This is a genomic window from Helicobacter rodentium ATCC 700285 (genome assembly GCF_000687535.1).
In the GTDB taxonomy this organism is placed as follows: domain Bacteria; phylum Campylobacterota; class Campylobacteria; order Campylobacterales; family Helicobacteraceae; genus Helicobacter_D; species Helicobacter_D rodentium.
Genome location: NZ_JHWC01000001.1, coordinates 153,922 through 180,717, shown reverse-complemented (window position 1 = coordinate 180,717; position 26,796 = coordinate 153,922). Strand labels below are relative to the sequence as shown.

Here is a 26,796-nt window from a genome sequence, read left to right as displayed (position 1 = left end):
CCTTTATTAAATTAAAATTGTTTTACTGACTTACTTCATCAAGCAAGTAGGCAATGTGTTGCCAAGCCGTGTTGGTTTTTTCGCTCAAACCTATCTCACAAGTGCTAGAAGTAGCGAAAAAGCGTTTGATATTTTTATCAGCAAAGTATTGCCCTAAATCTTCCAAAGCATTTTGGTTGAATGTTGGATTGCTGAAGCCTTTATTCCCTGCAAAGCCACAACAATAGGTTTGTGTATGCTCATAGACTTCAGCATTTGTGCAGGATTTTGCAATTTTCTTTATAGACTCCGCATAGCCTCCCCTTTTACAAGCGCATACTGCATAGATTCCCACAGGTTCATTGAGCGGAATAATCTTTAAATGTGGGAGTAAAAAATCGCATATAAAAACACTTATGTCAAAAATTTTTAGGTTTTTATATTCCTTATGTTTTTCTAATTGTTCAAAAATTTCTCTACTACAAGCACTATGGTCGCATACAATAGGAATCTCTCCGTTTTGTGATTCTTTTAATAAATCTTGCAGGACTTCTTTAATGGGATTCATCTTGGGATTTTTTTGTGTGTAGTCCTTGAAAGCTTTTCCGCAGCACATTTTAGAAAGATTTTTAGGGTAAATAATTTCATATTTTGCTTTGTTGCAAAGGCTAGTAAAAACTTCTTGTATTGGTCGCCAGTCTTTTGCTAGGTGTGAGGGGGCAAAAATCCGATTCAAACAAGAACTAAAGTATAAGACTTTATGTGTGGATTTCATATTTTTATCAGGCAAAGCAAAAGAATGAGCGGTTGGCATATACTTTGGGATATAGGGTGTTTTTAGCTTCTGATTCCATTGAAGGGTAAGATTTTTTAAATTTTCTCTCCCTAGAATCTTTGCTCCAAATTGTGCAAAATCAACCGCAGTTTGGGCAAGTTTTACTGCAATATCTATGTGTTTAGAAGCTTGGTTAGCTATAAAATTACCCAACGCGCCAGAGTGATTGTTTTTGTAAGTTGTGGCAATGTTTGCTGTATTGATACTAAGAGGACACATTGTGGCGCACATAGAACAAGTTGCACAAGTTTCAATAACGCTATATTTAAACTTCTCTTCAAGGGCTAGTAGCTCGTCTTTTTCTTGTTGGCTTTTATGCTCTAGCTGTTTTAAACGCGCAATTTCTCTAACAACTGCAATTCTCTGTCTAGGTGTTAGGGTTAAGTTTTTGCTTGGGCAGACTTTTTCGCAGAATCCACATTCCATACAAGCATTGAGATAATCCTCTATGGCATTGGCTGGTTTTAGATTTTGAATGTGTATGTTAGGATTCTCACAGATGATAACATCAGGGTTAAAGAGATTTTTTTCATCAAAAATTTTTTTGATTCTTTGATTGATAGCATAAGCTTTCTCTCCCCATTCTAGCTCTACAAAGGGTGCCATCATTCTTCCTGTGCCGTGTTCTGCTTTGGTGCTACCCTTAAGGCTTACAACCATTTGCGCCAATGCGTCCATAAAACTTGCAAAATTCGCACATTCTTTTTCATCGCTTAAGATGGGTGTGATGATAAAATGCACATTGCCACTTAAAGCGTGTCCGAAAATAATTCCATCAAAGCTATATTGCTTAAAAAGTTTGGTGATATTTTCAATGCCTTGTGCGAAATGAGGAATCTCAAAGCAAATATCCTCTGTGATTACCGTGCTTCCGCTTCGTTTGGTTGCAGCAGAAATGGGCAGCAAACCTTTGCGGACTTTCCACCATTGTTCTTGTTCTTTAGCTTCAAGACTAAAATGTAAGCCAAAAAGCGTAGGAATGGAATCTAAATGTTCTTTTATTGTTTGAATATTTTTTTCTAATAGGGAGAATGTATTGGATTCTAGCTGAATCAAAAGTGCGCAGTTTCCCTCTTGGACTTTTTGTAAATCTTGCGGCATACCCTCTATATGACGCACCGCCTCCAAACAAGCATAATCCATAATCTCTGCTGCGCTCACAATAGTATCATTAGCAGCTAGGACTTGAATCGCCTTTGCGGCTTGTGCTAGGGATTCATAAAAGATTAAAGCACACGCTTTGTATTTAAAATCCTCTTGGGTAAAATACTCCACACGAGAAACAAAGCCTAGTGTGCCTTCTGCTCCAATAAAGATGTGATTTAGAATATCTTTCATTTCCTCAAAATCAATGAGCGCATTTAGACTATAACCTGTGGTATTTTTTATCTTGAATTTGCGCACAATCTCTTGACACAAAGCAGTATCTTCTAGCATTTCTTTTCGCAAAGCAAGGAGATTTTCTGCTAATGCTTTATGGGTTTGCAAGAAATCCTGCATATTTTTTTCATCTGAAGTATCCAAGATGTAGCCATCGTTTAAGATTACACGAATGGATTTGATTGTATGGTAACTATTTTGTTTGACACCGCAACACATTCCGCTAGAGTTGTTAGAAAAGATTCCACCAATACTTGCATTGTTAATCGTTGCTGGGTCTGGTCCTATCTTTTTGCCTAATGGTTTTAATGCGAGATTTGCTTCTGAACCAATTACTCCGCAATCGCACCATATAGAATCTTGTGTTAGATGAATGGTTTGCCATTTGTGAATACAAACCACCAATACACTATCACTACAAGCCTGTCCGCTTAAACTTGTACCTGAACCTCTAAAGGTGAGCGGAATATCGTATTGTTGGCTTAAGGTAATGATTTTTTGAACCTCTGTTTCATTAATGGGCTTTAGTATAAGTTTTGGAATATAGCGGTAGCACGAAGCATCTATGCCATAGGCGAATCTTTCTAAATAATCCTCAAAGACTCTGTAATGCTTAACATTGTCTTTTGTATCAAACAAGAATTCTTTGCATTCCCTAGTAAAACCTTGATAATCTCTATTGATTTGCATTCTGTCCTCATTGGTTTGATGATAAATATTTTACATTTTTTATTGTGTAATGGTTGGATAATTTTCTATATTTTATATTTTTTAATGATGAATTGTTTAAAATGTTTAAAATTTACCCACTCTTATTTTTGAGGATTCTTTTCTAAAGTAAATTTTATCCCTCTATCCATAGTTTTCCTAAGAAAATTCCCCAGCTAAGAAGCGCAAAAGTTACACTAAAAAATACCGCCGCAGAGGCGCAATCTTTTGCAATTTTTGCTTTTGGGTCATAGGATTCTGTAACCAGATCCACATTGGCTTCAATGGCGGTATTAATCGCCTCTGCAATTAAAATTACAAACAAAACAAAGGCTAGGAATAAATGTTCCAAGATAGAAAGTGGCAAAAAACAATCCAAAATCAATGCGGGAACGATGATGCAAAGTTCTATGCGGAAGCTTTTTTCATTTTTAAAGAGGGCGCAAACCCCTTGAAGTGCGAATTTTGTGTTTGCAAAAAAGGAATAGTCGGGTTTCATTATGGATTCTCCTTTAAAGAATCGCTAAAAATATCATAAGATTCCTTATAAAGAGGGCTTTCTGTTTCAAAAAATCCTAGCATTGAGTGTGCAAGGTTATCGTGGGAGAGCTTAAAGTTGCCGTATTGCTTGAGGCGTGCGTTAATGGTTGCGTTGTTATGGTAAGCAATACTTGGAATGTGGATTTGCTCCTGTGGGGCTAGGGCATAGGGCATTCCGTGCAAATAGATTCCATTTTCGCCTAAACTCTCTCCGTGGTCGGATAGATAGAGCACCGCAGTTGTATAGTCATTCACTTCCGCAGCAATATCAACAAGTTCCTCTACAATCCAATCGGTGTAATACAATGTATTATCATAAGTGTTAAGAATCTCCTCCTGTGTGCATTTGCTTAGCTCGTTTGTATCGCAAGTGGGCGTGAAGCGGCGAAAATTATCCGGGTATCTTTTGTAATATGCAGGTCCGTGTGAGCCTTGCAAATGCAGGACATAAAGATTATTTCCCTCTAGGGTTGGCAAGTCTTTGATAAATTCCTCAAACAACACAACATCATAGCCACCATCAAATTGTTTGACTTTGTTTAATCGCTTACAAACCCCTTGACAAGAGCCATAATTATTGTCCAACCAAACAACATTGACACCAATATTTTGCAAAACATCTAAAACATTTTCTTGAAATTCAGAGGTTTTAAAGTCTTTGCGTGGATTAAAGCTAAACATACAAGGCACACTAATTGCAGTAGAAGTGCCACAAGAGGAGAAATTATTAAAATAGGTAATATCCTCGTGTTCCATATATTCATTCACAGAATTGCGTGTATAAGAGCCAAGCGAATAATTTGCCGCCCTAGCAGTTTCTCCTACAACCAAAATCAGCAATTTTTTTTCTTGAGGATTTTTAAGTTTTGTATTCTCGGATAAGGTTAAAAAGGTTGGTTGTTTGGAAAAATCTTGTTTGAAATACTTAAAAGCAGAGTAGAATTGATAGAAGGGGGCATTATAAACCCTTGCTTGTGCATTGTTCCTAAAATAAGGAATCAAGGTTTTAGTTTGGATTAAAAAGAATCCAAAGGCTAGGGCTAATCCTAGGAAAAGCAAAAGGAGCTTGTGCTTGAAGTGTGCTTTGATTCCAAAGTATTCAATCTTGCAACTAAGAATCAGAAGAGTGGGGAGGATTCCAAGAAAAACAACAAATAAAAGAAGTTTTGCATTGAATAAATCACCCACCTCCTTAGCATCTGTTTTTACAACATTTCTTATCATATCCGAATCTATGATAATGCCATAGTTAGACATAAAAAAGACACTTAAACAGGTGGATAGAATGATAAGAATGCTTAAAGGCTTACTTAAATAGGGTAGAAAGGTAAGAGAAAAAACGCTTAAAACTAGCCCAAAGAAAATAAGAGGGATTGAGAGAAACAAAAGTGGATTGTCCTTAAAGTCTATATTGCCATAAAGATAGGAAAAAAGATTGAAATTCATCAAGACAACAAAGAGGCTAACTGCTAGGACAAAGTAAGCCCACGAGACTTTAAGGGGAGGGATTTTCAAGAATGCAAGAGAGTGCATAAAATACCTTTATGTGATTTAAATTGCGAAGTATAGGGGAATAGAGTTAATGGAGTGTTAATGGGGCAAAAATGGAATCTTTACAAGCAAGATTCTGTATTATAGATTGCCACGAAACACTGCGTGTTTCTCGCAATGACGAATCCATCGCAGTCATTGCGAGGGCATTGCCCGAAGCAATCTATAATATTGCAAAAAGTAAATTTACAATGGGAATCTTTTTGGTGAGATTCTACATTATGGATTTGCGCTAGAGCGGGTGAGTTGCTTTTGCAACACACGCCACAAAAAGCTAAAGCTTTGTTCGTAATGACGCAATGGTTTGCTTATTGCTGTGTGGGTTGTGGCAGATAAGAGCAGTTCTGGCATAAAGATTCTATGCGCTTTCCTTCTTTGAATCCAAGAATGAGGGATTTTATGCGTGGCGTGTGCAGAATCTCGTTTAAGCTTTGGGAGTTAAGATTGCCTAGAGGAATCGCGCCTTTGGTGTCAAAACAACAAGGCACAACAACGCCATTGCAGAGGATTCCTAATTGCTTGCTCGCACCATAACAGAATCCCTCTTTGTGTTGTTGTGGTGCTTTTTCGTCTGCCCATTGAAAAAAGGGCGCACCAACAAGATGAATCTTATAGGCTAGGCGCGTTTTAATAGGGGCAATCAAATCAAGGTGAAAGAAGTCTTGTAATGCTTGGTAGATTTCTGTATTTTTGCTCGGTGCGCTTAAGGTTGCATTGAGATTCCAAAGGCGCAGGTTAATGAATTTCTCGCTTTGAATGCGTTGGTGCATTGCGCAAAAGTCCAAAATGGGCGTGAGATAGGAATCCAAATTCACTTTGTTTTTTTGGTAAAGTGCGCTTGTTAGGGAGAAGTTGATTTGGTGGATATTAGGGTGATTAAGTAGTAGGGCGGTATTTTGGGGGGTTAAGTGAAATCCGCTTGTTGTGATTTCAATCCTTAAATTTTGTGTTAAATCCAAATAATCCTTAAGGTTGTGGAGTGTTAAGGGGTCGCCTAAAATATGCAAGGCGCAGAGTTTGGTATAAGGTTGAATCTCTTTAGTAATTTTGCCAAAAAGGCTTAAGGGCATAATTTCTTTAGAATCTTTTGTTGGGGTGCAAAAAGTGCAGTTTAACCCGCAGAAATTCGTAATTTCTATGAAAACTTTTTCAAAGCGCATAGAGTGGCGGAATCTCACTCGTTGCGCAAGACTTGCAAGGGATCAATTTGCGTTGCCTTTTTGGCAGGATAGTAAGAGGAGAGAAAGACAATCACAAATGAACCGATGAGAATCATTGCTAAATCAACCATAGAGAGTTCTAGCGGGAGTTTGTTGCTTCCATAAACATCGGCAGGAAGTGAGATAATGGGGAAGTTTGCAAGGACAAAGAGGGCAATGGCTGCTAGAATCCCACCAACTAGGATTCCGCTAATGCCAATGAGATTACCTAGATAAAGAAAGGTTTTTTTGATTTCCATTGTGCTTGCACCCATTGTGAGAAGCAGGGCAATTTCTTTACGCCGATTCATCACGGTCATTAAAAGGGAGCTGATGATATTAAGTGATGCAACAAGAATAATCAGCATTAGCACGATAAATAAGGCGCGTTTTTCTAGTGCAAGGGCGGCAAAGAAGTTTCCGTTCTGCTCCCACCAACCAACAAAGTGCATTTGTGGATAATGGTCTTTTAGAGCAACAATATCTTTTTGGGGAGTTTTGGAGTAAATATGGATTCCGTCATATACATTGCTCGGCAGTTGTTTGATAGTTTGGAGGGATTCTAAATTGGTATAGATATATCCTTTGTCATAAGCAATCAATCCAGAATCAAAAACGCCTACAACATTAAAATGTTTCATTGTAGGCGTCAAACTCATTGCTGCTGGAGTAAAATGGGTGAAAATTAAGAGCAGTTTAGAATAGAGTTGTAAGCCATATTGTTGTTGTAAGGTTTTGCCTACAATTATATCAAATGCCTTATTTTCATAGGGTGAGCCAAGATTTTGTTGATAGTGCTTTTGTGTGTTTTGAAAAGCGGTGTTAAAAATAGGGTTTAGCTTACTCTCGCGTTCAAAATCTACACCAAATATCATCGCACCCTCCATTTTTTGTCCTCTTTTGGAGATTGCTTGCATTTGCACAAAGGGGCTGAATTGTAAATGCCTGAAGTGTGATTCCATTTCCTCTAGCAAGTTAGAATCTACCGCTTCAAAACCATTACCAATAGCGGTAATAGGATAATTCATAATGAACAATTTGCGTTCAAACTCCTTGTCAAAACCATTCATCAATGCCATTGCGACAATTAGCACCATTACGCCAATACATACACCTAAAAATGCCAAAATTGCCGTAATAGAAATAAAGGGTTGTGATTTGTTGAATCGCAAATACCTGCGCACCAAAAAGGAAATGAGCTTGGCGTTTTGATTGGAGGATTCTGAAGTTAAAGAATGGGCAGACTGCATATTTAAGATTCCTTATGTTTTGCGAGTATGCCACTTTTGGGTCCGCTTTTACCGCAACAATCTTTGTATTTTTTTCCACTTCCACAAGGGCAGGGCGCATTGCGCACAGGCTTTGTATTACCTCCCATTATGCTTTTGGTGGAATCGTTTAATTTTTGACGAGCTATTTCCGCTTCTTTTTCATTTTCTTTAATTGCAGGTTTTAATTGCACTTTTTGTAGCATTTTGACAGCAGTGTATTTGATTTGTGCAGCAAGTTCTAAAAAGAGATTGTAACTTTCTTTTTTGTATTCCACAAGCGGGTCTTTTTGGTTGTATCCGCGTAATCCGATTCCGGTTTTTAGATTATCCATTACATACAAATGCTCACGCCATAGATTATCCAATGTTTGCAAATACACAAGTTTTTCAATTTCACTTCTTGTTTTTTCATCTAGTACTTGCATTTTCTCTTCATAATCGTGGGTTAAGATTGTTTCAATATATCCTTCAAAATTGTTGTTTTCTTTATAATATTCTCTTAAGGATTCTTGGTTTAAGAGTGCATTGAAATCCTCTTGTGCTTGTGCGCAAAGTAGCCCCAAATCGTCTTCTTCGCTAAAAACTTCACTTTTTTGCAAAAGCATTGTAATGGCTTCTTGGCGATTTTCAATAATCTTGTGGGAAATATTATGGTTTGGATCTAGCATTTCATCACGCACACGATAGATTGCCTTTCTTTGCTCATTAGCGACATCATCGTATTCTAGCAAATGCTTTCTTGCCTCAAAGTGCATAGATTCCACCTTTTTTTGTGCATTTTCCACAGAGCGTGTAACCAGTTTAGATTCAATATGTTCGCCCTCATCAAGTCCGAGTTTATCCATAATGCCTTTAATCTTATCGCTTCCAAAAATACGCAATAAGGAATCCTCTAAGCTTAGATAAAATTGACTTGTTCCGGGGTCGCCTTGACGCCCACTGCGCCCCCTTAGCTGATTATCAATCCTGCGTGATTCGTGTCGTTCTGTTCCGATGATATAAAGCCCTCCAAGTGTGCGCACTTCATCGTCAATTTTAATATCCACGCCGCGTCCTGCCATATTAGTTGCAATCGTTACTGCACCCTTTTTCCCTGCGTCTTTAATAATTTCAGCTTCTTTTGCGTGTTGTTTAGCGTTTAGCACAGAATGCGGGATTCTCTCTTTTTGGAGTAAATCGTGGATTTTTTCGCTTTTTTCAATAGAGGCGGTTCCTACAAGAATCGGTTGCCCCCTTTTATGTAATTCTATAATTTTTGTTACCAATGCTTTGAATTTTTCCGCTTCTGTCTTGTAGATTAAATCGTTTAAATCTTTACGTTGCACAGGGATATTTGTGGGGATTGAGACAACTTCTAAATTATAAATTTGCAAAAACTCACTTGCTTCTGTTTGCGCTGTTCCTGTCATTCCTGCTAACTTTTCATAAAGCCTAAAATAGTTTTGATAGGTAATGTCTGCTAGGGTTTGGGATTCCTCTTTGATTTGCACTCCCTCTTTTGCCTCTAGGGCTTGGTGTAGCCCCTCACTAAAGCGTCTCCCCTCACTTAAACGTCCTGTAAATTCATCTACAATAACAACTTCGCCCTCCCGCACGACATAATCTTTGTCTTTTTTGAATAGCCGATTTGCCTTGAGTGCTTGGTCTAAATGGTGGGCTAGAATCGCATTTTCAATACTATATAAATTATCCACACCAAAGAGCTTTTCTGCCTCATTAACGCCTTCTTCAGTAAGTAGAATTGTGCGGGTTTTTTCGTCCAGAGTGTAATGTTTTTCTTCTTTAAGCTTAAGAGCAACCACATTTGCGGCTTTATAATTATCCAAAGTGCGATTTGCGGGACCAGAGATGATTAAAGGGGTGCGCGCCTCGTCAATCAAAATGGAATCCACTTCATCTACGATTGCAAAATGGTGGTGTTTTTGCACTTTTTGGTTGTAGTCGTATTTCATATTATCGCGCAAATAATCAAATCCAAATTCGTTGTTTGTGCCATAGACAATATCGCAAGAGTATTGGGCTAGGCGGTTTGCTTCATCGTAATTTCCGCTAAGGATTATTCCAACAGAATAGCCTAAAAACTCATAAAGCGGACGCATAAGCTCCGCATCTCTTTGGGCTAGATAGTCATTCACGGTTACAATATGCACACTTTTGCCTACCATTGCATTAAGGCAAACCGGAAGTGTAGCGACAAGTGTTTTTCCCTCTCCTGTTTTCATCTCGGCAATTTTGCCCTCGTGCAAAACGATTCCGCCAATGAGTTGCACATCAAAATGGCGCATATTAAGCACTCTTTTGCTTACTTCACGCGTAATAGCAAAGGAATCATATAAGACTTTATTAAGCTCCTCTTTAGCGTCTTTGGCACTTTTAACCCTTTCTTTTAACGCATTAAAAGCTGTTTTTAATTCCTCATCACTTAGTTTTTGATAACTTTCTTCTAAAACATTAATTTTACGAATTTCTTTGCGATAATGCCCAATAAGTCGGTCATTTTTACTGCTAAAAATCTTTTTTGCAAGAGTAAATATCATTGTGTAGCCTTTTTGGTTATCAAAATTTTAATCCTTAAGGTATTTAAAATAATTTAAAAAACTTGGATTTTATCATAAATGCACTATTACTTAGATAAAATGCGACAAATATTTTATAGTATAAAGGAAAAGAATGATTTTTATTGATGCGTGTTTTAAGAAAAAAACCCCTTATACACCGGTGTGGTTTATGCGTCAAGCGGGAAGATATTTAAGTGAATATAAGGCGGTGCGCAAAGAGGCGGGAGACTTTTTAAGCCTCTGCAAGAATCCAAAATTGGCAAGTGAGGTAACCTTGCAGCCTGTGGAGATTTTAAATGTTGATGCGGCAATTTTGTTTAGTGATATTCTAGTTGTTCCACTTGAAATGGGAATGGATTTAGGATTCTATGCGGGGGAGGGACCAAAATTTTCTAAACCCATAGAATCGCAAAAAGACTTGGAAAGTTTAAGCGATGAGGCGCACACGCGATTAAATTATGTCTATGATACAATTTCTCTAACGCGTGAAAATTTGGCTAAAGATAAGGCGTTGATTGGGTTTTGTGGTGCGCCTTGGACGCTTGCAACTTATATGATTGAGGGGGAGGGGAGCAAAACTTATGCGAAGTCTAAAAAGATTTTGTATTCCAATCCGCAGTTTTTACACGCAATCCTTGCAAAAGTTACGCACAATTTAAAGCATTATTTAGAATCGCAAATCCAAGCGGGAGTGAATGCAGTAATGGTGTTTGACTCGTGGGCGAGTGCGTTAGAGGAGAGTGCGTATTTGGAGTTTGGGTGGAAGTATTGCAAGGAGATTGCAGAATTTATTAAGGCAAAATATCCCCATATTCCCGTGATTTTATTCCCCAAAGGAATCTCGGGATATTTGGATAAGATAGATGGAACATTTGATGTCTTTGGGGTGGATTGGAGCACACCGCTTGGAATCGCAAAAGAAAAATTAGGGCATAAATATACTTTGCAAGGCAATTTAGAGCCGTGCAGAATCTATAATGCAGATTCTATGTTGGAGGGTACGCGGGAGATTTTGGAGCTAATGCGAGATTCCGCACATATTTTTAATCTAGGACACGGAATGCTTCCGGATTTGCCACGCGAGAATGCAATCAAGCTTGTGGAGTTTATCCATAATTATCGCTAGGCTATTGCGTTGTTATAACAATAAGGTGGAATCTAAAGAGGGGATTCTGTGTCATTGCGGGGAACGAAGCGGTGAGAGATAAAGCAATCTGTTATTTCGCATAAAACAAGCTTTACGATTCTATATTTTAAAAAACAATGGAATCCCAAAGGAGGCTTTATTATAGATTGCCACGAAGTTGTGCCAACTTCTCGCAATGACGCAATGGTTTGTTTTTTGTCATTGCGAGAAACACCCAGTGTTTCGTGGCAATCCAAATCTAGCATACAAAAAACAAGCAATGGAATCTTAAGTTTCAAGCAACTTTCCAAGTTTTGCGATTTCATTGTCTTGTATTCTTGTAAATTTAAATGATAAATTGCCACGAATGCCACGTATTCTCGCAATGACGAAGTGGGTAGAATCCCGCAAGGACAGGAGTTTAACTATCTTCTAAATTTTCTATGGGGTAGTTTTTAACAGCTCTTGATTCTTTAAAATTGTTTATAGAGTTAAAGCCTATTTTCAAAAAGAGCAAGGCGTAAAATATTAAAAAAGTTATTTTAAAAGGAAAAGTATCAAACATAAACCACCAAATACCACTACCAATACAAGCCGCAATACAAACGAAAAAAGGAGCAACTATAATTAATATCAATATTACTTCCATAAATAAAAAATCATTTTTAAAGAATCCTCTTGTAATATTTTTGCAATTTGCAACTTGATAGAATCCCTTTTTTTGTGGATATTGCGTTTAAAACAACACAATCCCCATCTTTAAAAATATAATCCCCACCGCACCTAAACACTATATTATTAAGCATAAAATCAGTGTAATGTTTATGTTCTCTACTCCCCTCAACTTCTCTGAATATATCTGTTTTAATATTCTATGTTATATGTGTCTGTAAGTATAACTTTATTGACATTAGAAATTCTATCTCACTTGAAAATGGGTAAAAATTTAACATTTAAAAAGAGTTTTTTACAAAATGTTGCAAAATGGAAAAATAATATTTAAATTTAATGGATATGCTGTGGAATCCAATGTATAATGGTTTTGCTCTTAGGTAGCACGAATTGGATTTAGGAAGGAGCTTTATGAATAAAGTTTTAAGTATGATTGGTTGGGCGATTATCGCCTTTATTGGTGCTTGGGGCTTTGGTGTTTTAGCATTACATCAAGGCGAGACAATCTCTGCTGTTTGGATTGTAGTGGCTGCAGTGTGTATCTATATGATTGGTTACAGATTCTACTCTAAATATATAGCAGAAAAAGTTTTGGGGTTAGACGATAATCGTGCAACTCCTGCACTCACGATGAATGACGGACGCGATTTTTGTCCAACGAACAAAATTGTTTTATTTGGACACCATTTTGCAGCGATTGCGGGGGCTGGTCCTCTTGTGGGTCCAATCCTTGCTGCGCAAATGGGATATTTGCCCGGAATGATTTGGATTGTTGTCGGGGTTGTGTTAGCGGGTGCAGTGCATGACTTCACGGTTTTGTTTATTTCTATGCGTCGCAACGGAAAATCACTTGGCGAGATTATCAAGTTAGAACTCGGTAAAGGCGTTGGAAGTATTGCAATGATTGGAATCTTAGGCATTATGATGTTGATTATTGCAATTTTGGCATTGGTTGTTGTGAATGCTTTAGCAGAGTCTCCTTGGGGATTATTTACGATTGCGATGACGATTCCGATTGCGATTTATATGGGAATCCATATGCGCTTTTTGCGTCCGGGAAAAATTGGTGAAGCAAGTATTATCGGATTTGTGTTATTGATTCTTGCTTTATACTATGGACAAGCAGTTGCAGAAAACCCAACTTTATCTGCAATTTTTACGCTTACTCCCGTTACATTGACTTACATTATGATTGGTTATGGTTTTGTTGCAGCAATTCTTCCTGTGTGGTTTTTGCTTGCTCCACGCGATTATTTAAGCACATTTTTGAAAATCGGCGTCATTGTTTTGATGGCGGCAGGAATCTTGATTGTAGCACCTGATATTCAATTTCCAAGCATTACGAAATTTGTTGATGGCACAGGACCTGTCTTTAGTGGGCAGCTTTTCCCATTCCTCTTTATTACGATTGCTTGTGGAGCGATTAGTGGATTCCACGCATTAATTTCAAGTGGAACAACTCCAAAAATGTTAGAAAAAGAATCTCACGCAAGAATGGTGGGTTATGGTTCTATGGTTATGGAATCTGCAGTTGCAGTTATGGCTTTGATTGCTGCGTGTATCTTAACTCCGGGATTATATTTTTCTATCAATGTTGCTCCAGCAGGACTAGGAACAACAGGAATTACTGATGTAACTCAAGCTGCAGCGGTTGCAGCACAAACCATTAATAGTTTTGGTTTTGTGATTACACCAGAGGAGATTTTAAATAAAGCAACAGAAATTGGTGAAAATAGTATTTTAAGTAGAACAGGGGGTGCGCCAACTTTTGCGATTGGACTTGCTACTATCATTTCTGAAGTGCCTTTGTTTAATCAAGGTTCTACTGCATTTTGGTATCACTTTGCAATCTTGTTTGAAGCTTTGTTTATTTTAACTGCGGTTGATGCGGGAACCAGAGCAGGACGCTTTATGGTGCAAGATGTTTTGGGTAATGTGTATGCTCCAATTGGGAATATTCAATCTATGTTTTGGGGTGTGATTGCGACTTTGATTTGTGTTGCGGGTTGGGGTTATATCCTCTATCAAGGAATCACAGACCCACAAGGGGGTGTAAAATCTCTTTGGACACTCTTTGGCGTATCCAATCAAATGCTTGCAGGTATGGCACTCTTGCTTGTGATTGCAGTGCTTTTTAAAATGGGCAAAGCAAAACAAGCTTGGGTTGTGATTTTACCTGCTGCTTGGGTTTTGATTACAACGCTTTATGCGGGTATCTTAAAGCTTCTTCCTGCAAATGGAGAGAGAGTGCATGATGCAGTAAGTCATATTGCGCTTTGGCAAATCAATAGCGCAAAAGCCGCAGAGGCTACAGATCCAGTATTAGCAGAGAGATTCGCCACTATTGCGACAAACAACTTGGTAAATGCGGGGCTTTGTGCATTCTTTATGTTTGTAACTTGCTTGATTTTAATTCAAACAATTCGCATTTGTCTTAAAGCGACAAAGGGTGAAATGGATATTCCACTTGCGGAATCTCCCTATGAAGAAGCAAGCAAATATGAAGGAAAAGTTGCCGCACACGGCTAAAATTTATAAATCCAAAGGGGTTTTTCTCCTTTTGGATTCTATGCTTTTAAAAAGCTGCATATATCCACATCTAATACTTTCTCTACAACATTCACAATTTGAATAAAAAGACACTGACTTTATACCAATTTTTAGTGCTAAATCAGGCTGTAAAATCTCTTTTGTTTCTCTTGTTTTGCGGACAATCTTTGAAATATTTTGATAAAATTTATATTTTCTGTTAGTTTGGTTGCAATGCTTACAACTTTAGGAATTATAGCAATGAGAATAACGATGTGGTAAAACATTAAGAATGAAGCGGTTAAGACTGCAAAAGGCTAAGGTAAATAAAAAACTTGATGAGGCAACAAAATAAATCCCTTGTGGGATTTATACTCATTTATCTACTGCATTCCTTTTATATCTTTTTCTTATATTTTTTTAATCATAAATACCTTACAATGTGAATTTAAGGATATTATATGAAAAGAATTATTGCAACCTTAAAAGCACTTTATAAAAAATCTGATAGATTCTTTCATTTGCTCGTGGGTATGCCAAGTTATGATAAATATGTGGAGCATATGCGGCAAAACCACCCTGATAAGATTCCAAAAACACAGAGGGAATTTTTCAAAGAAGCAATGGAAGCCAAATATGGTGCTGGAAGAAATAAATGCTGATGAGCTAGAGCCATAAGGTTTATGGATACAGAGCAAAGCATTTAAAAATACTCCTCCTCTTTTTTGTAAAAGATTGTCAAATTGTATTTATGTTAAACGAATGGAATCCTAAAGGTTTGGAATTGCAAAGTTTAAGGCAATAGACAAGAGTATGGATTGTTATGAGATTCTAACGAATCTCTCGCAACAACAGAGAATCTATGCGTCCTTGCGAGGCGAAGCCGAAGCAATCCATAATCAAGCATATAGAAAATTTTACAATGGAAGCTTTACAAATGAGATTCCGCATTATAGATTGCCGCGAAAATTTTTCAAATTTTCTCTATAATGACGAAAAGCAAACTACCTCATCATTGTGTCTCCCACTTCTGTCATTGCGAGGAATGAAATGACGAAGCAATCTGCAATCTAGCATATAAAAATTTTTGTAATGGAATTTTTTAGGGTTGATTTAGTTTTGTGGATTGTCAAGAGAATTTGAAATTTTTTTGTGGAGATAAAAAATAACAAGTGAAAATCTATTTTTAAAAGTGGAATGATAAATGCTTTTCAATTTTAAAATTTTAAAAGGAGTTTAAATGCTGTCATCAGTAAATCCCTATGGAATCGGGAAAGTTTATCCAAATTCTCAAGTGGAGGCTTTAAAACCAACAATGCCCACTCAAGAATCCCAAACACAAAATATAGAATCCAAAAACACTCAAGAAGTGCAAGAATTGCCAAATTTGTCGCAAACTGCTTTAGCGATTCGTAAGTTTAGTGATGGTGTAAAAGGTGCAAATGAAATGATTGGCGCAATGCAGATTGCAGATATGACATTAAGCGGTTTAGGAAATCAAATCAAAAGTAGTGGAGAGGATTTAGCGCAATTAGATAACACAGCCAAAGCTGCTCAATTCAAGGGAGAATCTCTATTTGGTAGAGAGCTTACATTAAGTCTTGCAGGAGAAAATGTTGCACTTTCTTTGCCTATGCCAAGTCAAATGGAGGGTTCTATTGGTGAGAACCTAACAAATAAGCATAATGAAATTATGCAAAAAATGCAACAAATTAGCGGATTGATTGAAAAAGCAAGTTTGCCACTTGGTGCGCAAAATACACAAGAATTTGACTTTGAAAACTTTGATCCAAACTCTTTTAAAGGGCTATTTGGGCGATAAAAATAGTTTGGCAGAATCGCACGAAGCGATAATGCCAAATGGTTTATTCTTAAGTATTGTTTCTTGCGGTAACTTTTTCGTCCAAAATTTTATCTAATGTATCTACTACTTCATCTGAAGCAACTTCACCTGCGGTGAGTAAAGATAAAATTTCCTCACTTGATTCTAGTAAGCCTTTGCTTCTGAATAAATCAATTGCCTCTCTAAATGAGGTATGCACATTGTCGTGTGGTGTTTCTAATTCGCCATAGCTTGGCAATCGGCTAAACATTTCCTTGCCATTGCCTGTTTCATACCATTTACCAAGTCTGCAATCGTGATGGTTTGCGAGTGTGATTTCTTTATCATCATTGATGATTGCTTTGTATCCATTGATTTTGAATAGCAAGTGGTCTAGTTTTACAAGCCCAATGAAAGTTGTGTCCAAGACATTTGCGGAATTTAGTCTTACATTCATAGAAGCTTCTCCTACTTCAACAAACTTTTCAACCTCCCCATTGACATGTTGCATCTCATCTACCATTTCCTCTGTGAAAACTTGGACTTCAGAGAAATTTTGGCGAACCACTTGAATATTCATTTCAATCTCTTTGGTTGCCTTTTGTGCGCGTTCAGCGAGTTTTCGCACCTCATCGGCAACAACTGCGAATCCTCTTCCGTGTTCCCCCGCGCGTGCCGCTTCAATTGCTGCATTTAATGCTAATAAGTTGGTTTGATCGCTAACATCTGTGATAAGATTGATAACATTAGAGATAGAATCCAAATCTTGATACACTTGTTGAATCATTGTTTGTAGGCTATTGAGCTTTTCTGTCACATTGGAGACGCTATTTGTGATTCCTTCTTCAAGAGATTTTGTTTGTTGGGCACTTTCTGATGAAGTTTTTTTTGCTTCTTGCAACATTTCAACAGAGGAAGCAAAGTTATCTTGCAAGATTTTTAAATGTTTAGAAGACGAATTGGTAAGCATATCCAAGATTTTATCAAATGTCTTTGTGTGAACTTCATTTGCTTTGAATTTTTCAAGCAATGTTTTATGCTCCTCTTTTTCTTCTACACATTTGCGCAGGGCATTTTCAAGTTGTTCAATTTTTGAATGTAATGTCCTGTTCTCTGCTATAAGCTCTTGCTCCTTTTTTGCATTGCTAAACATTGATTGTCCTTTAAGTGTAAATTTGCTTGTATTTTTAGATAAAAATTCGCTTATTATATCTAAAAGTAACAAAATTTTACTTGAAAGATTATAGGAATTTGATTATTTCTTCTTTAGCATTACGTATCTTTTGTGGAATCTCATCAGAAGTTTTTTCTCCAATGACTAGTAGAATCGCACTTTGTTCCTTTGTGGTGTCTAATTTTAGATATTCATCTAGCTTATTGGAATCAAATCCACCGACAATACAACTTCCAAGCCCTAAAGCACTTGTAGCATTTGCTAAATTGCCCAACGCTAAAAAAACCTGTTCTCTTGCATAATGTAATTTTTGCTCTTGATTCATATTATCAATGAAAGGCTTGTAAAGAGAGATTCTTTTATTGATTTCTGCTTGTGGCAACTTACGCGATTCTAGTTTGGGGATAAAATATTCTCCAAAGTCAAGACGAGCGGTAATGATAAGGATAGCTCCGCAGTTTGCCACTTGGCTTTGGTGGTTTGCAATGGCAGCAATATCTGCTTTTTTGTTTTTGTCTTGGACTATATAGAATCTCCACGGCTCTAAACCAAGTGAGCTAGGGGAAAGACGACCTGCTTCTAAGATATATTCTAAATCCTCTTGTTTGATTGCAGAATCCTTAAAATTCCTGCAAGAATAACGCGCTTTAACAATATCCAAAAATTCTTGTTTCATTCTCATTCCTTTATTAAAAATTGTTTTGCTTTTTCTTTGCTTTCAAAAGCAATAGATTCTATTTCACTTCCCTCAAAGCGCACTTTGTAGGGTTGGTTGGCTTGTGCTTTGCCATAAAGCAGGGTAAGTGAGATAGCAAGGCTTTTATCCTGCGCACTCGCGTCCTTTTCTACTAAACCCAAAGGTCCTATGCAATCTAGTAATTCAATTTTACTCATTTTGGGGTGATAGAAATTTAGCTTTTGATTCTCTTCCTCATTTCTAGCAATCACGCAACGCGCACCATCTGGTAGAATCAAATACCTCCCAAACTTCACAAGCTCCATATCCTCAAACACAACTTCACGATGCGCTTGAATGTCTTTAATTTTATTTGCAACAGAAGTTTCTGTAAGCAGACAACCACCACCGGGACGCTCATAGTAAGTAATGCCATATTTTTCTACTAATTCTAACTGCCGATTCCGCCCTCTACCGCTAATATCAAGGAGGCTCTCTCTAGGAATCCACCCTTTTTGTTCTGGAATCGTGGGCGGTAAAAGCTTTGCTGACATTGGGCGCACAATCAAACCATTTGCCCCACACAGACGCTCTACCTGCCCCAAAGCCTCTGCGCGCTGACTTTTTGGACGCTGCCCTAAAACTTCTCCGCTAATGACAAAACTCGCTCCCTCGCTTTCTAGCATTTTTAGTGCGTGTGCAAACATATTTGCGTGGCAATCAATGCAAGGATTAAAGTATTTTCCATAGCCAAATTTAGGCTTAAAAAGAATCTCATCAAAAAATTGTTTCCTAATATCTACAATTTTTAATTCTGCACCCACTTGCTCTAGCCTTTGACGCAGAATCTCGCTTTTATCGCTCTTTGCGCCAAAGCCAATGTTAAAGTGCAAGGCAACAACCTCAATTCCTAAGTCTTTAATAATCTTAATGGCAAGTAGGCTATCTAACCCACCGCTAAAAAGTGCTAGTGCTTTCATAAAGTATCAAGTCTCCTTTTTTTAAATCGTCTAAATATTTTTGGTATTTTCTTAATAGGAATGCCTTTTCTCTTAATGTGAGGGAATGATCTTGCAAAAGAGATTTTTTCTGCTCATCATAATGTCTGTATAGAATCATAATCATTTGTTGTTTTAATTTTTCTTTGTTTTGGGGTTTGATTTTAGAATCTAATAGGATTCCAATTAATTCGGGAGATTCTAATTGCCCTTGAAGCAGCTTTTGGTATGCGAGATTTTCAGAGTGAAACATTTGTGGTTCTAGGTAGTTTAACACAAAATCTAAAAGATTCTTATCCTCCAAAACGCTTTTGATGATGATTTTTTCTGCCAATCCATAGAAATCACTCTGGCTACTTTGGGTTTTTGGATAGAGGTTTTGCGTGATAGAATTTTGTATAGAGTGCGTTTTAATCAGATGAGCGGGGAGATGGAGTTGTTGTGCAAGCCAAGATTTATATTCCTCTTGTATGACGGGTGAGAGTTGGTGGAGATAGGCTAAAGATTCTTTTAAACACGCGTCTTTTTGCACAGGATTTTTTAAATCAAACTGCTTTAGAATCGTATTTAGCACATAATCAATCAAGGGAATGGGAGAATCAAACAGGCTTTTTAACTCTTCAATTTCTCCATTTTTTACCATATCTGCGGGGTCTAATCCTCCATCAAATAGGACAACACCCCCTTCTTTATTGGCTAGACTTAAAAGACTAGCGGCTTTAAAGGCGGCTTGCATTCCCGCATTATCGCCATCAAAGGCTAAAATAATCTTGGGATTCCCCTTTGCAAGTAGAGGTAAATGCTCACGCGTTAATGCAGTGCCTAAGGTTGCCACCGCGTTTGTAAAACCTGCTTGATGCAACATAATCGTATCTAAATATCCCTCTGTGATGATAATGGAATTTAAGCGGTAAATGCTCTCTTTAGCCTGTGGGTAACCATAAAGAACTTGCGATTTATTGAATAATTTTGTTTGGGGAGAATTGATGTATTTTGCCGGGTGATTGCCTAGTGTGCGTCCGCCAAAGCCGATGATTTTGTTTTGCGCGGAGCGAATGGGAAAAATAAGCCGCTGTGTCAATCTTGCATAATAACGTTTTGCGCCATTTTCTATATCTACGCCAAGCACCCCAACATTGAGTGCATTTTGGAGATTGATAAAGTTGCGTTGCATGTGTGCCATTATTTCATAATTATTGGGCGCATAACCTAGCTCAAAACGCGTTTTTAGCTCTGTTGTGATTCCACGCTCTTTGATATAGGATTCCACTTCGCTATTGAGCATCGATTGATAATATTGATTCATAAAATCCAAAATTTTAAAATCATCATTTTTTTTGTTTTCATTAGAATATTCCAAAGTAACATTGTAGATTTGTGCGAGTTTTTCAATGGCTTCTATGTAACTTAGCTTTTCATATTCCATTACAAACTTGATAGAATCGCCACTTGCCCCACAACCAAAGCAATGGTAGAATCCCTTATTTGCATTAATCACAAAGCTAGGTGTTTTTTCTTGATGAAAGGGGCAACAAGCCTTGTAGCTGCTACCCATTTTTTTTACTTCAATATAATGGCTAATTACTTCTAAAATATCTAATTGATTTTTGAGAATTTCAATACTTGCCTGTGCAATCAATTCCGCTCCAAAATTATTTTCAAACTTAAAAATCGCATATTTTACAAAATTTTATCTATAAGTTTTGTTATAATTTGGAAGATTTTTCACAAAAGGGAAGATTTGAATTTTTTGGAGAACCTTGAATATCGCGACCCGCTTTTTGGCATTGTGGTATTTATTTTTTGTGTTGGAATTGTTAGCCTTTTTGCTTATTATTGGAATTATCTCATCAGCAAAAGACAGCAGGATTCTTTAAATAAATTTATAGAAGGTTTTGATTATATTGGTTTTGATAAGGAAGCACAAGAGTTTTTAGCCCTAAGCCCTAATCCCACTTCTTCCTTGCTTTTTATGGCAAAAATGTATCAAAAGAGTGCAAATTACGAAAAAGCGATTCGTCTTTATGTTGCATTGTTGGATTCCATTCCTAATCCTGTGGATAAAGTGCCAATTTTAGAATCTCTTGGAATCGTCTATACAAAAGCCGGATTCCCTTTGAGGGCTAAGGAGATTTATTTGGAAATATTGCATTATTTTCCGAGAAACCCTCTTGTTTTAAAGGCTTTGATTAGAACTTATGAGAAGTTAAGTTTGTTTAAAGAGGCTTTAAGCGCATTAGATTGCTTGGAGGAAATGCAAGGTGGCACGGGATTGTATCGGCGTTATCTCAAGGTAAAAATTTTAGTTTCAAGTCAGCAAAAAAGTGAGGAGATGACAAAAAAAATGTTGAAAATTTTGCAAGAGGAGCCACTTTTGTCGCGCTTGATTCTAAATTTTTTTAAAGATTTTTATCCCGCGCTATTTTGGGAATGCTTGATGAATATCCCAAAAGAATCTCTTTTGGAGTTGCAAGATTTATTGTGGAATCTCAAAAGAGAGGCGATTCCAGAAAACTTAATCAAAGAATTGCAAAATGCACAAATAACCCCGCAAAGCAGAATCTTAAAGGACATTTTTGAAGCAAAAGGGATTCTGCCCCTTAGTTTCTCACAAAAAGCAACTTTTGAATTAGAAACCCTTTGCCTTTTAAGGACACACAAAAGCTTTCAAGGGGATTTGGGTTTTAGCTATCAATGCAAGTCTTGCAAGGCAACCACGCCTTTGGTTTTTGAACATTGCCCACATTGTGAGGAGCTTTTAACCCTCAAAACACTCGTATTTTTGAAAGAAAAGCAAGATGAAGCGCGTTACTCTTTTTTGTGATGGTTCTTCTTTGGGCAATCCCGGGAGTGGCGGTTGGTGTGGAATCTTGCGCTATGGGCAACACGAAAAGATTTTAAGCGGTGGCGCAAAGGTTGCAACAAATAACCAAATGGAATTAACCGCGCTTATTAAAGGTTTAGAAGCATTAAAAGAGCCTTGCGAAGTTTTGGTAGTTTGCGATTCTAAATATGTCTTGGAGGGTGTGAGCAAATGGCTTCCAAATTGGGTTGCAAAGGATTTTAAAAATGTAAAAAATCCCGAACTTTGGCAATATTATTTGGAAGTCTCCAAACCGCATAAAATCAAAGTGGAGTGGGTCAAGGGGCATAGCGGACATTTGGAGAATGAAAGGTGCGATAAGATTGCTAAGAATGAGGCATTGAAGTTTAAAGAACATTAAGGATTTGCGTGGATTTAAAAGAATTTGAAAAAGTTTTGGGTTATCACTTCAAAAAGGAATCACTACTCAAGGAAGCTTTGACGCATAAAAGTGCGAAAAAAGGTGCGCACAATGAGCGTTTGGAGTTTTTAGGCGATGCGGTGTTGGATTTAATCATCGGAGAGTTTTTGTATAAAAAATTCCCAAACTCTAGGGAGGGCGAACTCTCAAAAATGCGCGCTTCAATGGTGAATGAAAAAGCCTTTGCAAAAGTGGCTAGGCATTTGCATATCGGAGAGTTTTTGTATATCTCTGCTTCAGAGGAGCAAAATGAGGGGCGCAAGAAGGATTCCATTCTCTCTAATGCCTTTGAAGCCTTAATGGGAGCAATGTATTTAGAAAGTGGCTTGGAGATTGTGCGCAAAATAATGCTTGGATTGCTAGAGGAAGTGTATCCAAAGATTGATTTAAACAGCCTATTTTATGATCACAAAACCGCTTTACAAGAACTGACTCAAGCGCAATTTGGGGTTACTCCAGAATATATTGTGCTAGATTCCTTTGGTCCTGATCATCAAAAGGAATTTTTGATGAGTGTGCAGATTAACAAGCAAGAATACGCAAGAGCAAATGGTAAGAGCAAAAAGGAAGCCCAGCAAAGTTGCGCTAAGATTGCATTCAATAAATTAAAAGGGGCAAAATGAATACCTTTGGAGAGGCATTAAGGGTTACAACCTTTGGCGAGAGCCACGGGGAAGGAATCGGGGGTGTGATAGACGGATTACCCGCAGGAATCACGCTAGATATGGATTTTTTACAAACAGAAATGCAAAGACGTGCAGGTGGGCGGAATCTCTATTCCACACAGCGTAAAGAAGCGGATAGTGTGGAGATTCTAAGTGGTGTGTTTGAGGGCAAGACGACAGGAACACCTTTGGGATTCTTTATTAAAAATTCTGCTAATAAAAGCAGCGATTATGATTCTATTAAGAACCTCTTTCGTCCCGGACACGCTGATTTTACTTACTTCAAAAAATATGGAATCCGAGATTATCGCGGGGGCGGACGCAGTAGCGCAAGGGAAACAAGTGCGCGTGTTGCAGCGGGTGCGATTGCTAAAATGCTTTTGCAGCCCTTTGGCATTACTCTACAAAGCGGAATCTTAAGCGTTGGCGGAATCGCAGCGCAAAACTTGGATTTTAATCACGCCTCAAAAAGCGAAATTTTCGCGCTAGATGCGCAAGTGGAATCGGCACAAAAAGAAGCGATTGAAAATGCAAGGAATACGCACAATAGCGTGGGTGGAGTGGCGTTAGTTAGGGCTTGTGGTGTGCCTTGTGGGCTTGGAGAGCCTTTGTATTACAAGCTAGACTCTGCGCTTGGTGCGCTTCTGCTTGGCTTAAATGGCGTCAAAGCCGTAGAGATTGGCGATGGCATAGAATCCGCAAAAAAAACAGGTGCGCAAAACAATGATGCAATGAATCAGAAAGGTTTTATGAGTAACCATTGCGGCGGAATCTTAGGGGGGATTAGTACGGGGGGCGAGATTGTTTTAAGGGTGCATTTTAAGCCTACGCCTAGCATTTTTCTCCCGCAACAAACGCAAGATATTTATGGTAATGCGGTAGAATGCAATATCAAAGGGCGACACGACCCTTGTATTGCGGTGCGCGGGAGCGTTGTTTGCGAATCTAGTCTTGCGTTGATTCTAGCGGATATGTTGTTGTTGAATGCCACAAGCAAATTAGAGAATCTACAAAAAATCTATAATGTTTGAATGGATTTGCCACTTCACGATTAAATTGCCCACCGCGTCATTGCGAGAAAATTTGTAAAATTTTCGTGGCAATCTATAACTTTGGATTGCTTATAATTTTACCATTTGCGTCATTGCGAACGAAGTGAAGCAATCCATAATATTGCACTTTTTAGAGATTCCATTGTAAATTTTTCTGTATGCTGAATTATGGATTGCTTCGTCATTCGCTTTGCTCATTCCTCGCAATGACGGAAGTGGTGGTATGTCATTGCGAGAAAATTTGTAGAATTTTCGTGGCAATCTATAACTTTAAACTGAAGTAGAATTATCAAAGGCGAGATTCTGCATTATAGATTGCTTCGGCTAACGCCTCGCAATGACTAAGTGGTAAGATTTTAAGTGTGCAAGATTATGGATTTGCAAGTGTGGGCAAATTTACTAACGCAAATGTGCGCTTCGGCGTTGCCTCGCAATGACAAAAAAGCGGGGGCGCAAGGACGAGACAAGAGACACAACGGTGAAAATTAACAACTCCATTCTAAAATTTTAATTTTTTTACAATTTTGTTATAATGCCTAAAATTTATTTTAAGGTTAGGAATGCAGAAAATGCAAGCATTGATTTTTGCCGATGGTAAGCTTGGCGTGGGGCTAGGGCATTTAAGTCGTTGTCGGGCTTTGCAAGCAGAATTAGAATCTCTTGAATTCCGCACTAGCCTTTTGGATTCTGCACTTTTAAACGCGCAAACACTCAATACCAATAAGCGTCCGCAGACTTCGCCCCTTAATCCCCCCGTACTCAAACCCACACTTAATAGCGATTCTGCAAAGCCTTATCAACTGATAGTAATTGATTCTTATGTGTTGTCTTTGGATTCTTATATTTTAGCTACGCAATATGCGGAGGTTTGCTTGTTTTTTGACGATACTTTGCGCTTAGATTATCCTAATGGAATCCTGCTTAATAATGCGCCGTGTGCAAATGTGGCGCAATATAGAGAAAAATACCCTCATCATTTGTTGTTTTTAGGCAGTGATTATCGCTTGTTGCAAATGCCTTTTTTGGAGGCTTTGAAAAAACCGCCCATTTCTCTAAGGCAAGAAGTGAAAAATGTTTTAATTACACTTGGAGGAAGTGATATTTTAGGCTTAAATCAACCCTTAATCACCGCGCTTCAAAAGGCTTATCCGCATTTAAATTTGCATTGTATCACAAAGGATTCCACAATTTTGGGTGCTAAACTTTATCGGGATTTGTGCGCACAAGAAATGGTGGATTTAATAAGGCAAATGGATCTTTGCATTTGTGCTTGTGGGCAGAGTTTGGGGGAGATTCTAGCCTGTGGAATCCCCGCTATTGCCTTAGAGGTGGTAGAAAATCAAAGAGAGAATCTCAAGAGTTTTTCTCATTGCGTTTTAAGTGTGCCTGAAGCCTATTTGCTTCCTCATACTTCCATTTGTCATCAAGTATTGGAGCATTTTTGCGTTTTGCAATCTCTAAAATTTCGCCAAACCCATCAAAAGTGCGCTTTAGAGATTCTAACTCGTCCAACAAAATGGAGAGAGAGTTTAGATGTGTTATAATCTGCGTTCTATTTTAAGATTTAAGGAAAAATTATGAGAAAATCAATAGGTTTATTGGTATTTGCAAGTATGGCACTTTTTGGAGATTCCACGAAAGAGATTCAAATGTATTCTAGCCCGACTTGTGGTTGCTGTGAAGAATGGGCGAAGTATATGAGCGCAAAAGGCTTTCAAGTGAAATCACATAAAGACGATGAATTATTTATGAAAATTAAAGAAGATTTTAAAATCGCTCCAAAATATCAAAGTTGCCATACAGGAGTGATAGAAAAAAATGGTATAAAGTATGCAATAGAAGGGCATGTGCCAGTAGATGCCGTAGAATGGTTATTGGAAAACTCTCCAAAAGATGTGATTGGTGTTTCAACTCCGGGTATGCCACAAGGAAGTCCGGGAATGGAGCAAGGAACCTACGAAGAATATCCTGTTGTGTTAATGACAGAGGGTGGAGGTTACAAGGTTTTTGGCATTTACAAAGGGGAGAAAATGTTAAAAAGCGGAAAGGTGAAATAGAGATGAATCTTGTTTGAAATTTTTGTTTTTAGTTTGGGGAATTTAACTTATAATTTTCTCCACACGATTCTAAGGAATGTAGCGCAGAATCTAGGCTAAGCCTAAGTGCTGTTAGGCTATATTCCACGCGTGGAGGCACTTCTGCATAGACTTTGCGCTTGATAATCCTTATCTCTTCAAGCTCTCGCAAGTTTTGTGTAAGCACTTTTTGAGAGATACTCTGATTTTTAGTCGCACCCACAGATTTTTTCAGCTCACCAAATCGCTTTGTTCCGCTAAGCAAATCCCGCACGATGATGATTTTCCATTTATCGCCGATGAGGTTTAGAGTTGTCTCAATCGGACAAGGTGAAATATACGCATTCATTTTTGCTTCCTTTTATGAGGAGATTCTAATTTAGCGGTAAAGGGTAGAGCAGGAAGTGCAATCGTGCAAGAGGCAGTGAATGCAGGGTTTGAGGTGAGTGCGTTTGTGAGGAGCAAAGTGCAGTTTGATGAGAATGGCTTTATATCAGCCCTGCAGCAATGTTTTATGAGGGGAAGCGCGGAATTATGAATGGATAGGCGAGGAATTTAAGTTAGTGCAAAGGGTGAAAGTAAGGTGTCTTATAGCACTTATGCGACTGCGCTTGTGCAGCTGCTTTCTAGTGGAGAGTTTCAAATGTGCCACAGAATAAGTCTCATTGAATCGTAGATTTTAAATGGTGGGTTCTTGCTCCT

General features: G+C 38.0%; 26 protein-coding genes and 1 pseudogene. 12 read left to right on the top strand and 15 right to left on the bottom strand.

Annotated features, from left to right (window positions below; translation table 11 throughout):
- Positions 1-22: 22 nt before the first annotated feature.
- The 3 genes from BS85_RS0100880 to BS85_RS0100870 all read right to left on the bottom strand — a co-directional run bounded on the left by BS85_RS0100880 (position 23) and on the right by BS85_RS0100870 (position 4,975).
- Positions 23-2,884: an FAD-binding and (Fe-S)-binding domain-containing protein gene (locus BS85_RS0100880; RefSeq protein WP_026943132.1), complete on the bottom strand. Its 2,862-nt coding sequence runs from the start codon at positions 2,882-2,884 to the stop codon at positions 23-25.
- 154 nt (positions 2,885-3,038) lie between these two features.
- A complete protein-coding gene (locus tag BS85_RS0100875) occupies positions 3,039-3,401 on the bottom strand; it encodes a diacylglycerol kinase (RefSeq protein ID WP_026943131.1) in 363 nt (120 codons plus the stop codon).
- On the bottom strand, positions 3,401-4,975 hold the full coding sequence (locus BS85_RS0100870) for a phosphoethanolamine transferase (RefSeq protein WP_034550876.1): 1,575 nt from the start codon (positions 4,973-4,975) through the stop codon (positions 3,401-3,403). Before BS85_RS0100870 ends, BS85_RS0100875 begins: the two co-directional genes overlap by 1 nt.
- Before the next feature lie 71 nt (positions 4,976-5,046).
- Between BS85_RS0100870 and BS85_RS0100865 the strand changes: the two genes are divergently transcribed.
- A complete protein-coding gene (locus BS85_RS0100865; protein WP_026943129.1) occupies positions 5,047-5,229 on the top strand; it encodes a hypothetical protein in 183 nt (60 codons plus the stop codon).
- Positions 5,230-5,301: 72 nt separating this feature from the next.
- On the opposite strand, the gene BS85_RS0100860 is transcribed toward BS85_RS0100865, so the two are convergent.
- From BS85_RS0100860 to secA, 3 genes are read right to left on the bottom strand one after another with little or no spacing between them, the layout of a single operon-like run.
- The gene (locus BS85_RS0100860) at positions 5,302-6,153 is read right to left on the bottom strand and encodes a radical SAM/SPASM domain-containing protein (protein WP_026943128.1); all 852 of its coding nucleotides are present in this window, start codon (positions 6,151-6,153) and stop codon (positions 5,302-5,304) included.
- Between the two features lie 14 nt (positions 6,154-6,167).
- On the bottom strand, positions 6,168-7,442 hold the full coding sequence (locus BS85_RS0100855) for an ABC transporter permease (RefSeq protein WP_051604616.1): 1,275 nt from the start codon (positions 7,440-7,442) through the stop codon (positions 6,168-6,170).
- A 2-nt stretch (positions 7,443-7,444) separates the two neighbouring features.
- Positions 7,445-10,000 (bottom strand): preprotein translocase subunit SecA, encoded by a 2,556-nt coding sequence (secA, locus tag BS85_RS0100850; RefSeq protein ID WP_026943126.1) that lies wholly within the window; start codon positions 9,998-10,000, stop codon positions 7,445-7,447.
- A gap of 133 nt (positions 10,001-10,133) precedes the next feature.
- Here secA and hemE point away from each other — a divergent pair, with 133 nt between their 5' ends.
- Positions 10,134-11,147, top strand: a complete 1,014-nt coding sequence (gene hemE / locus BS85_RS0100845) for a uroporphyrinogen decarboxylase (protein WP_026943125.1) — start codon at positions 10,134-10,136, stop codon at positions 11,145-11,147.
- A 32-nt stretch (positions 11,148-11,179) separates the two neighbouring features.
- On the opposite strand, the gene BS85_RS0100840 is transcribed toward hemE, so the two are convergent.
- A complete protein-coding gene (locus BS85_RS0100840) occupies positions 11,180-11,473 on the bottom strand; it encodes a hypothetical protein (RefSeq protein WP_156937996.1) in 294 nt (97 codons plus the stop codon).
- Positions 11,474-11,568: 95 nt separating this feature from the next.
- Positions 11,569-11,784, bottom strand: coding sequence for a hypothetical protein (locus BS85_RS0100835; RefSeq protein WP_034550873.1), 216 nt, complete (start codon positions 11,782-11,784; stop codon positions 11,569-11,571).
- Positions 11,785-12,230: 446 nt separating this feature from the next.
- On the opposite strand from BS85_RS0100835, the gene BS85_RS0100825 reads away from it, so the two are divergent.
- The 4 genes from BS85_RS0100825 to BS85_RS0100810 all read left to right on the top strand — a co-directional run bounded on the left by BS85_RS0100825 (position 12,231) and on the right by BS85_RS0100810 (position 16,170).
- Positions 12,231-14,348, top strand: coding sequence for a carbon starvation CstA family protein (locus tag BS85_RS0100825; protein WP_026943122.1), 2,118 nt, complete (start codon positions 12,231-12,233; stop codon positions 14,346-14,348).
- Positions 14,349-14,809: 461 nt separating this feature from the next.
- Positions 14,810-15,010, top strand: coding sequence for a KCU-star family selenoprotein (gene kcuS, locus BS85_RS0100820; RefSeq protein ID WP_026943121.1), 201 nt, complete (start codon positions 14,810-14,812; stop codon positions 15,008-15,010).
- A 151-nt stretch (positions 15,011-15,161) separates the two neighbouring features.
- Entirely contained in the window at positions 15,162-15,338 is a 177-nt protein-coding gene (locus BS85_RS11180) for a hypothetical protein (RefSeq protein WP_156937995.1), read from the top strand.
- Between the two features lie 250 nt (positions 15,339-15,588).
- Positions 15,589-16,170, top strand: coding sequence for a flagellar FLiS export co-chaperone (locus tag BS85_RS0100810; RefSeq protein ID WP_026943120.1), 582 nt, complete (start codon positions 15,589-15,591; stop codon positions 16,168-16,170).
- A 49-nt stretch (positions 16,171-16,219) separates the two neighbouring features.
- Here the strand turns inward: BS85_RS0100810 and BS85_RS12155 are convergent, their stop codons facing one another.
- The 5 genes and pseudogenes from BS85_RS12155 to dnaG all read right to left on the bottom strand — a co-directional run bounded on the left by BS85_RS12155 (position 16,220) and on the right by dnaG (position 20,657).
- A complete protein-coding gene (locus tag BS85_RS12155; RefSeq protein WP_245596256.1) occupies positions 16,220-16,627 on the bottom strand; it encodes a CZB domain-containing protein in 408 nt (135 codons plus the stop codon).
- A gap of 84 nt (positions 16,628-16,711) precedes the next feature.
- A pseudogene (locus BS85_RS12150) lies at positions 16,712-17,074 on the bottom strand (methyl-accepting chemotaxis protein); the annotation flags it as partial.
- Positions 17,075-17,411: 337 nt separating this feature from the next.
- Positions 17,412-18,020 carry a nitroreductase family protein gene (locus BS85_RS0100800; RefSeq protein WP_026943118.1) on the bottom strand — a complete coding sequence of 203 codons (609 nt, stop codon included), beginning with the start codon at positions 18,018-18,020 and terminating at the stop codon, positions 17,412-17,414.
- A gap of 2 nt (positions 18,021-18,022) precedes the next feature.
- Positions 18,023-19,000 (bottom strand): argininosuccinate synthase domain-containing protein, encoded by a 978-nt coding sequence (locus tag BS85_RS0100795; protein ID WP_026943117.1) that lies wholly within the window; start codon positions 18,998-19,000, stop codon positions 18,023-18,025.
- Positions 18,978-20,657: a DNA primase gene (dnaG, locus tag BS85_RS0100790; protein WP_026943116.1), complete on the bottom strand. Its 1,680-nt coding sequence runs from the start codon at positions 20,655-20,657 to the stop codon at positions 18,978-18,980. Before dnaG ends, BS85_RS0100795 begins: the two co-directional genes overlap by 23 nt.
- Positions 20,658-20,759: 102 nt before the next feature.
- On the opposite strand from dnaG, the gene BS85_RS0100785 reads away from it, so the two are divergent.
- From BS85_RS0100785 to aroC, 4 genes are read left to right on the top strand one after another with little or no spacing between them, the layout of a single operon-like run.
- A complete protein-coding gene (locus BS85_RS0100785; protein WP_026943115.1) occupies positions 20,760-21,842 on the top strand; it encodes a hypothetical protein in 1,083 nt (360 codons plus the stop codon).
- Entirely contained in the window at positions 21,817-22,242 is a 426-nt protein-coding gene (gene rnhA, locus BS85_RS0100780; protein WP_026943114.1) for a ribonuclease HI, read from the top strand. Before BS85_RS0100785 ends, rnhA begins: the two co-directional genes overlap by 26 nt.
- 8 nt (positions 22,243-22,250) lie before the next feature.
- On the top strand, positions 22,251-22,925 hold the full coding sequence (rnc, locus tag BS85_RS0100775; protein WP_026943113.1) for a ribonuclease III: 675 nt from the start codon (positions 22,251-22,253) through the stop codon (positions 22,923-22,925).
- Positions 22,922-23,998: a chorismate synthase gene (gene aroC, locus BS85_RS0100770; protein WP_026943112.1), complete on the top strand. Its 1,077-nt coding sequence runs from the start codon at positions 22,922-22,924 to the stop codon at positions 23,996-23,998. Before rnc ends, aroC begins: the two co-directional genes overlap by 4 nt.
- Before the next feature lie 90 nt (positions 23,999-24,088).
- Here the strand turns inward: aroC and BS85_RS11175 are convergent, their stop codons facing one another.
- On the bottom strand, positions 24,089-24,280 hold the full coding sequence (locus BS85_RS11175; protein ID WP_156937994.1) for a hypothetical protein: 192 nt from the start codon (positions 24,278-24,280) through the stop codon (positions 24,089-24,091).
- Between the two features lie 299 nt (positions 24,281-24,579).
- Here BS85_RS11175 and BS85_RS0100760 point away from each other — a divergent pair, with 299 nt between their 5' ends.
- A complete protein-coding gene (locus tag BS85_RS0100760; RefSeq protein WP_026943111.1) occupies positions 24,580-25,563 on the top strand; it encodes a hypothetical protein in 984 nt (327 codons plus the stop codon).
- Between the two features lie 33 nt (positions 25,564-25,596).
- Positions 25,597-26,076, top strand: coding sequence for a DUF411 domain-containing protein (locus BS85_RS0100755; RefSeq protein ID WP_026943110.1), 480 nt, complete (start codon positions 25,597-25,599; stop codon positions 26,074-26,076).
- A gap of 28 nt (positions 26,077-26,104) precedes the next feature.
- Here BS85_RS0100755 and rrpB read toward each other — a convergent pair whose 3' ends face one another.
- A complete protein-coding gene (rrpB, locus tag BS85_RS0100750) occupies positions 26,105-26,443 on the bottom strand; it encodes a MarR family transcription factor RrpB (protein ID WP_026943109.1) in 339 nt (112 codons plus the stop codon).
- Positions 26,444-26,796 lie beyond the last annotated feature (353 nt).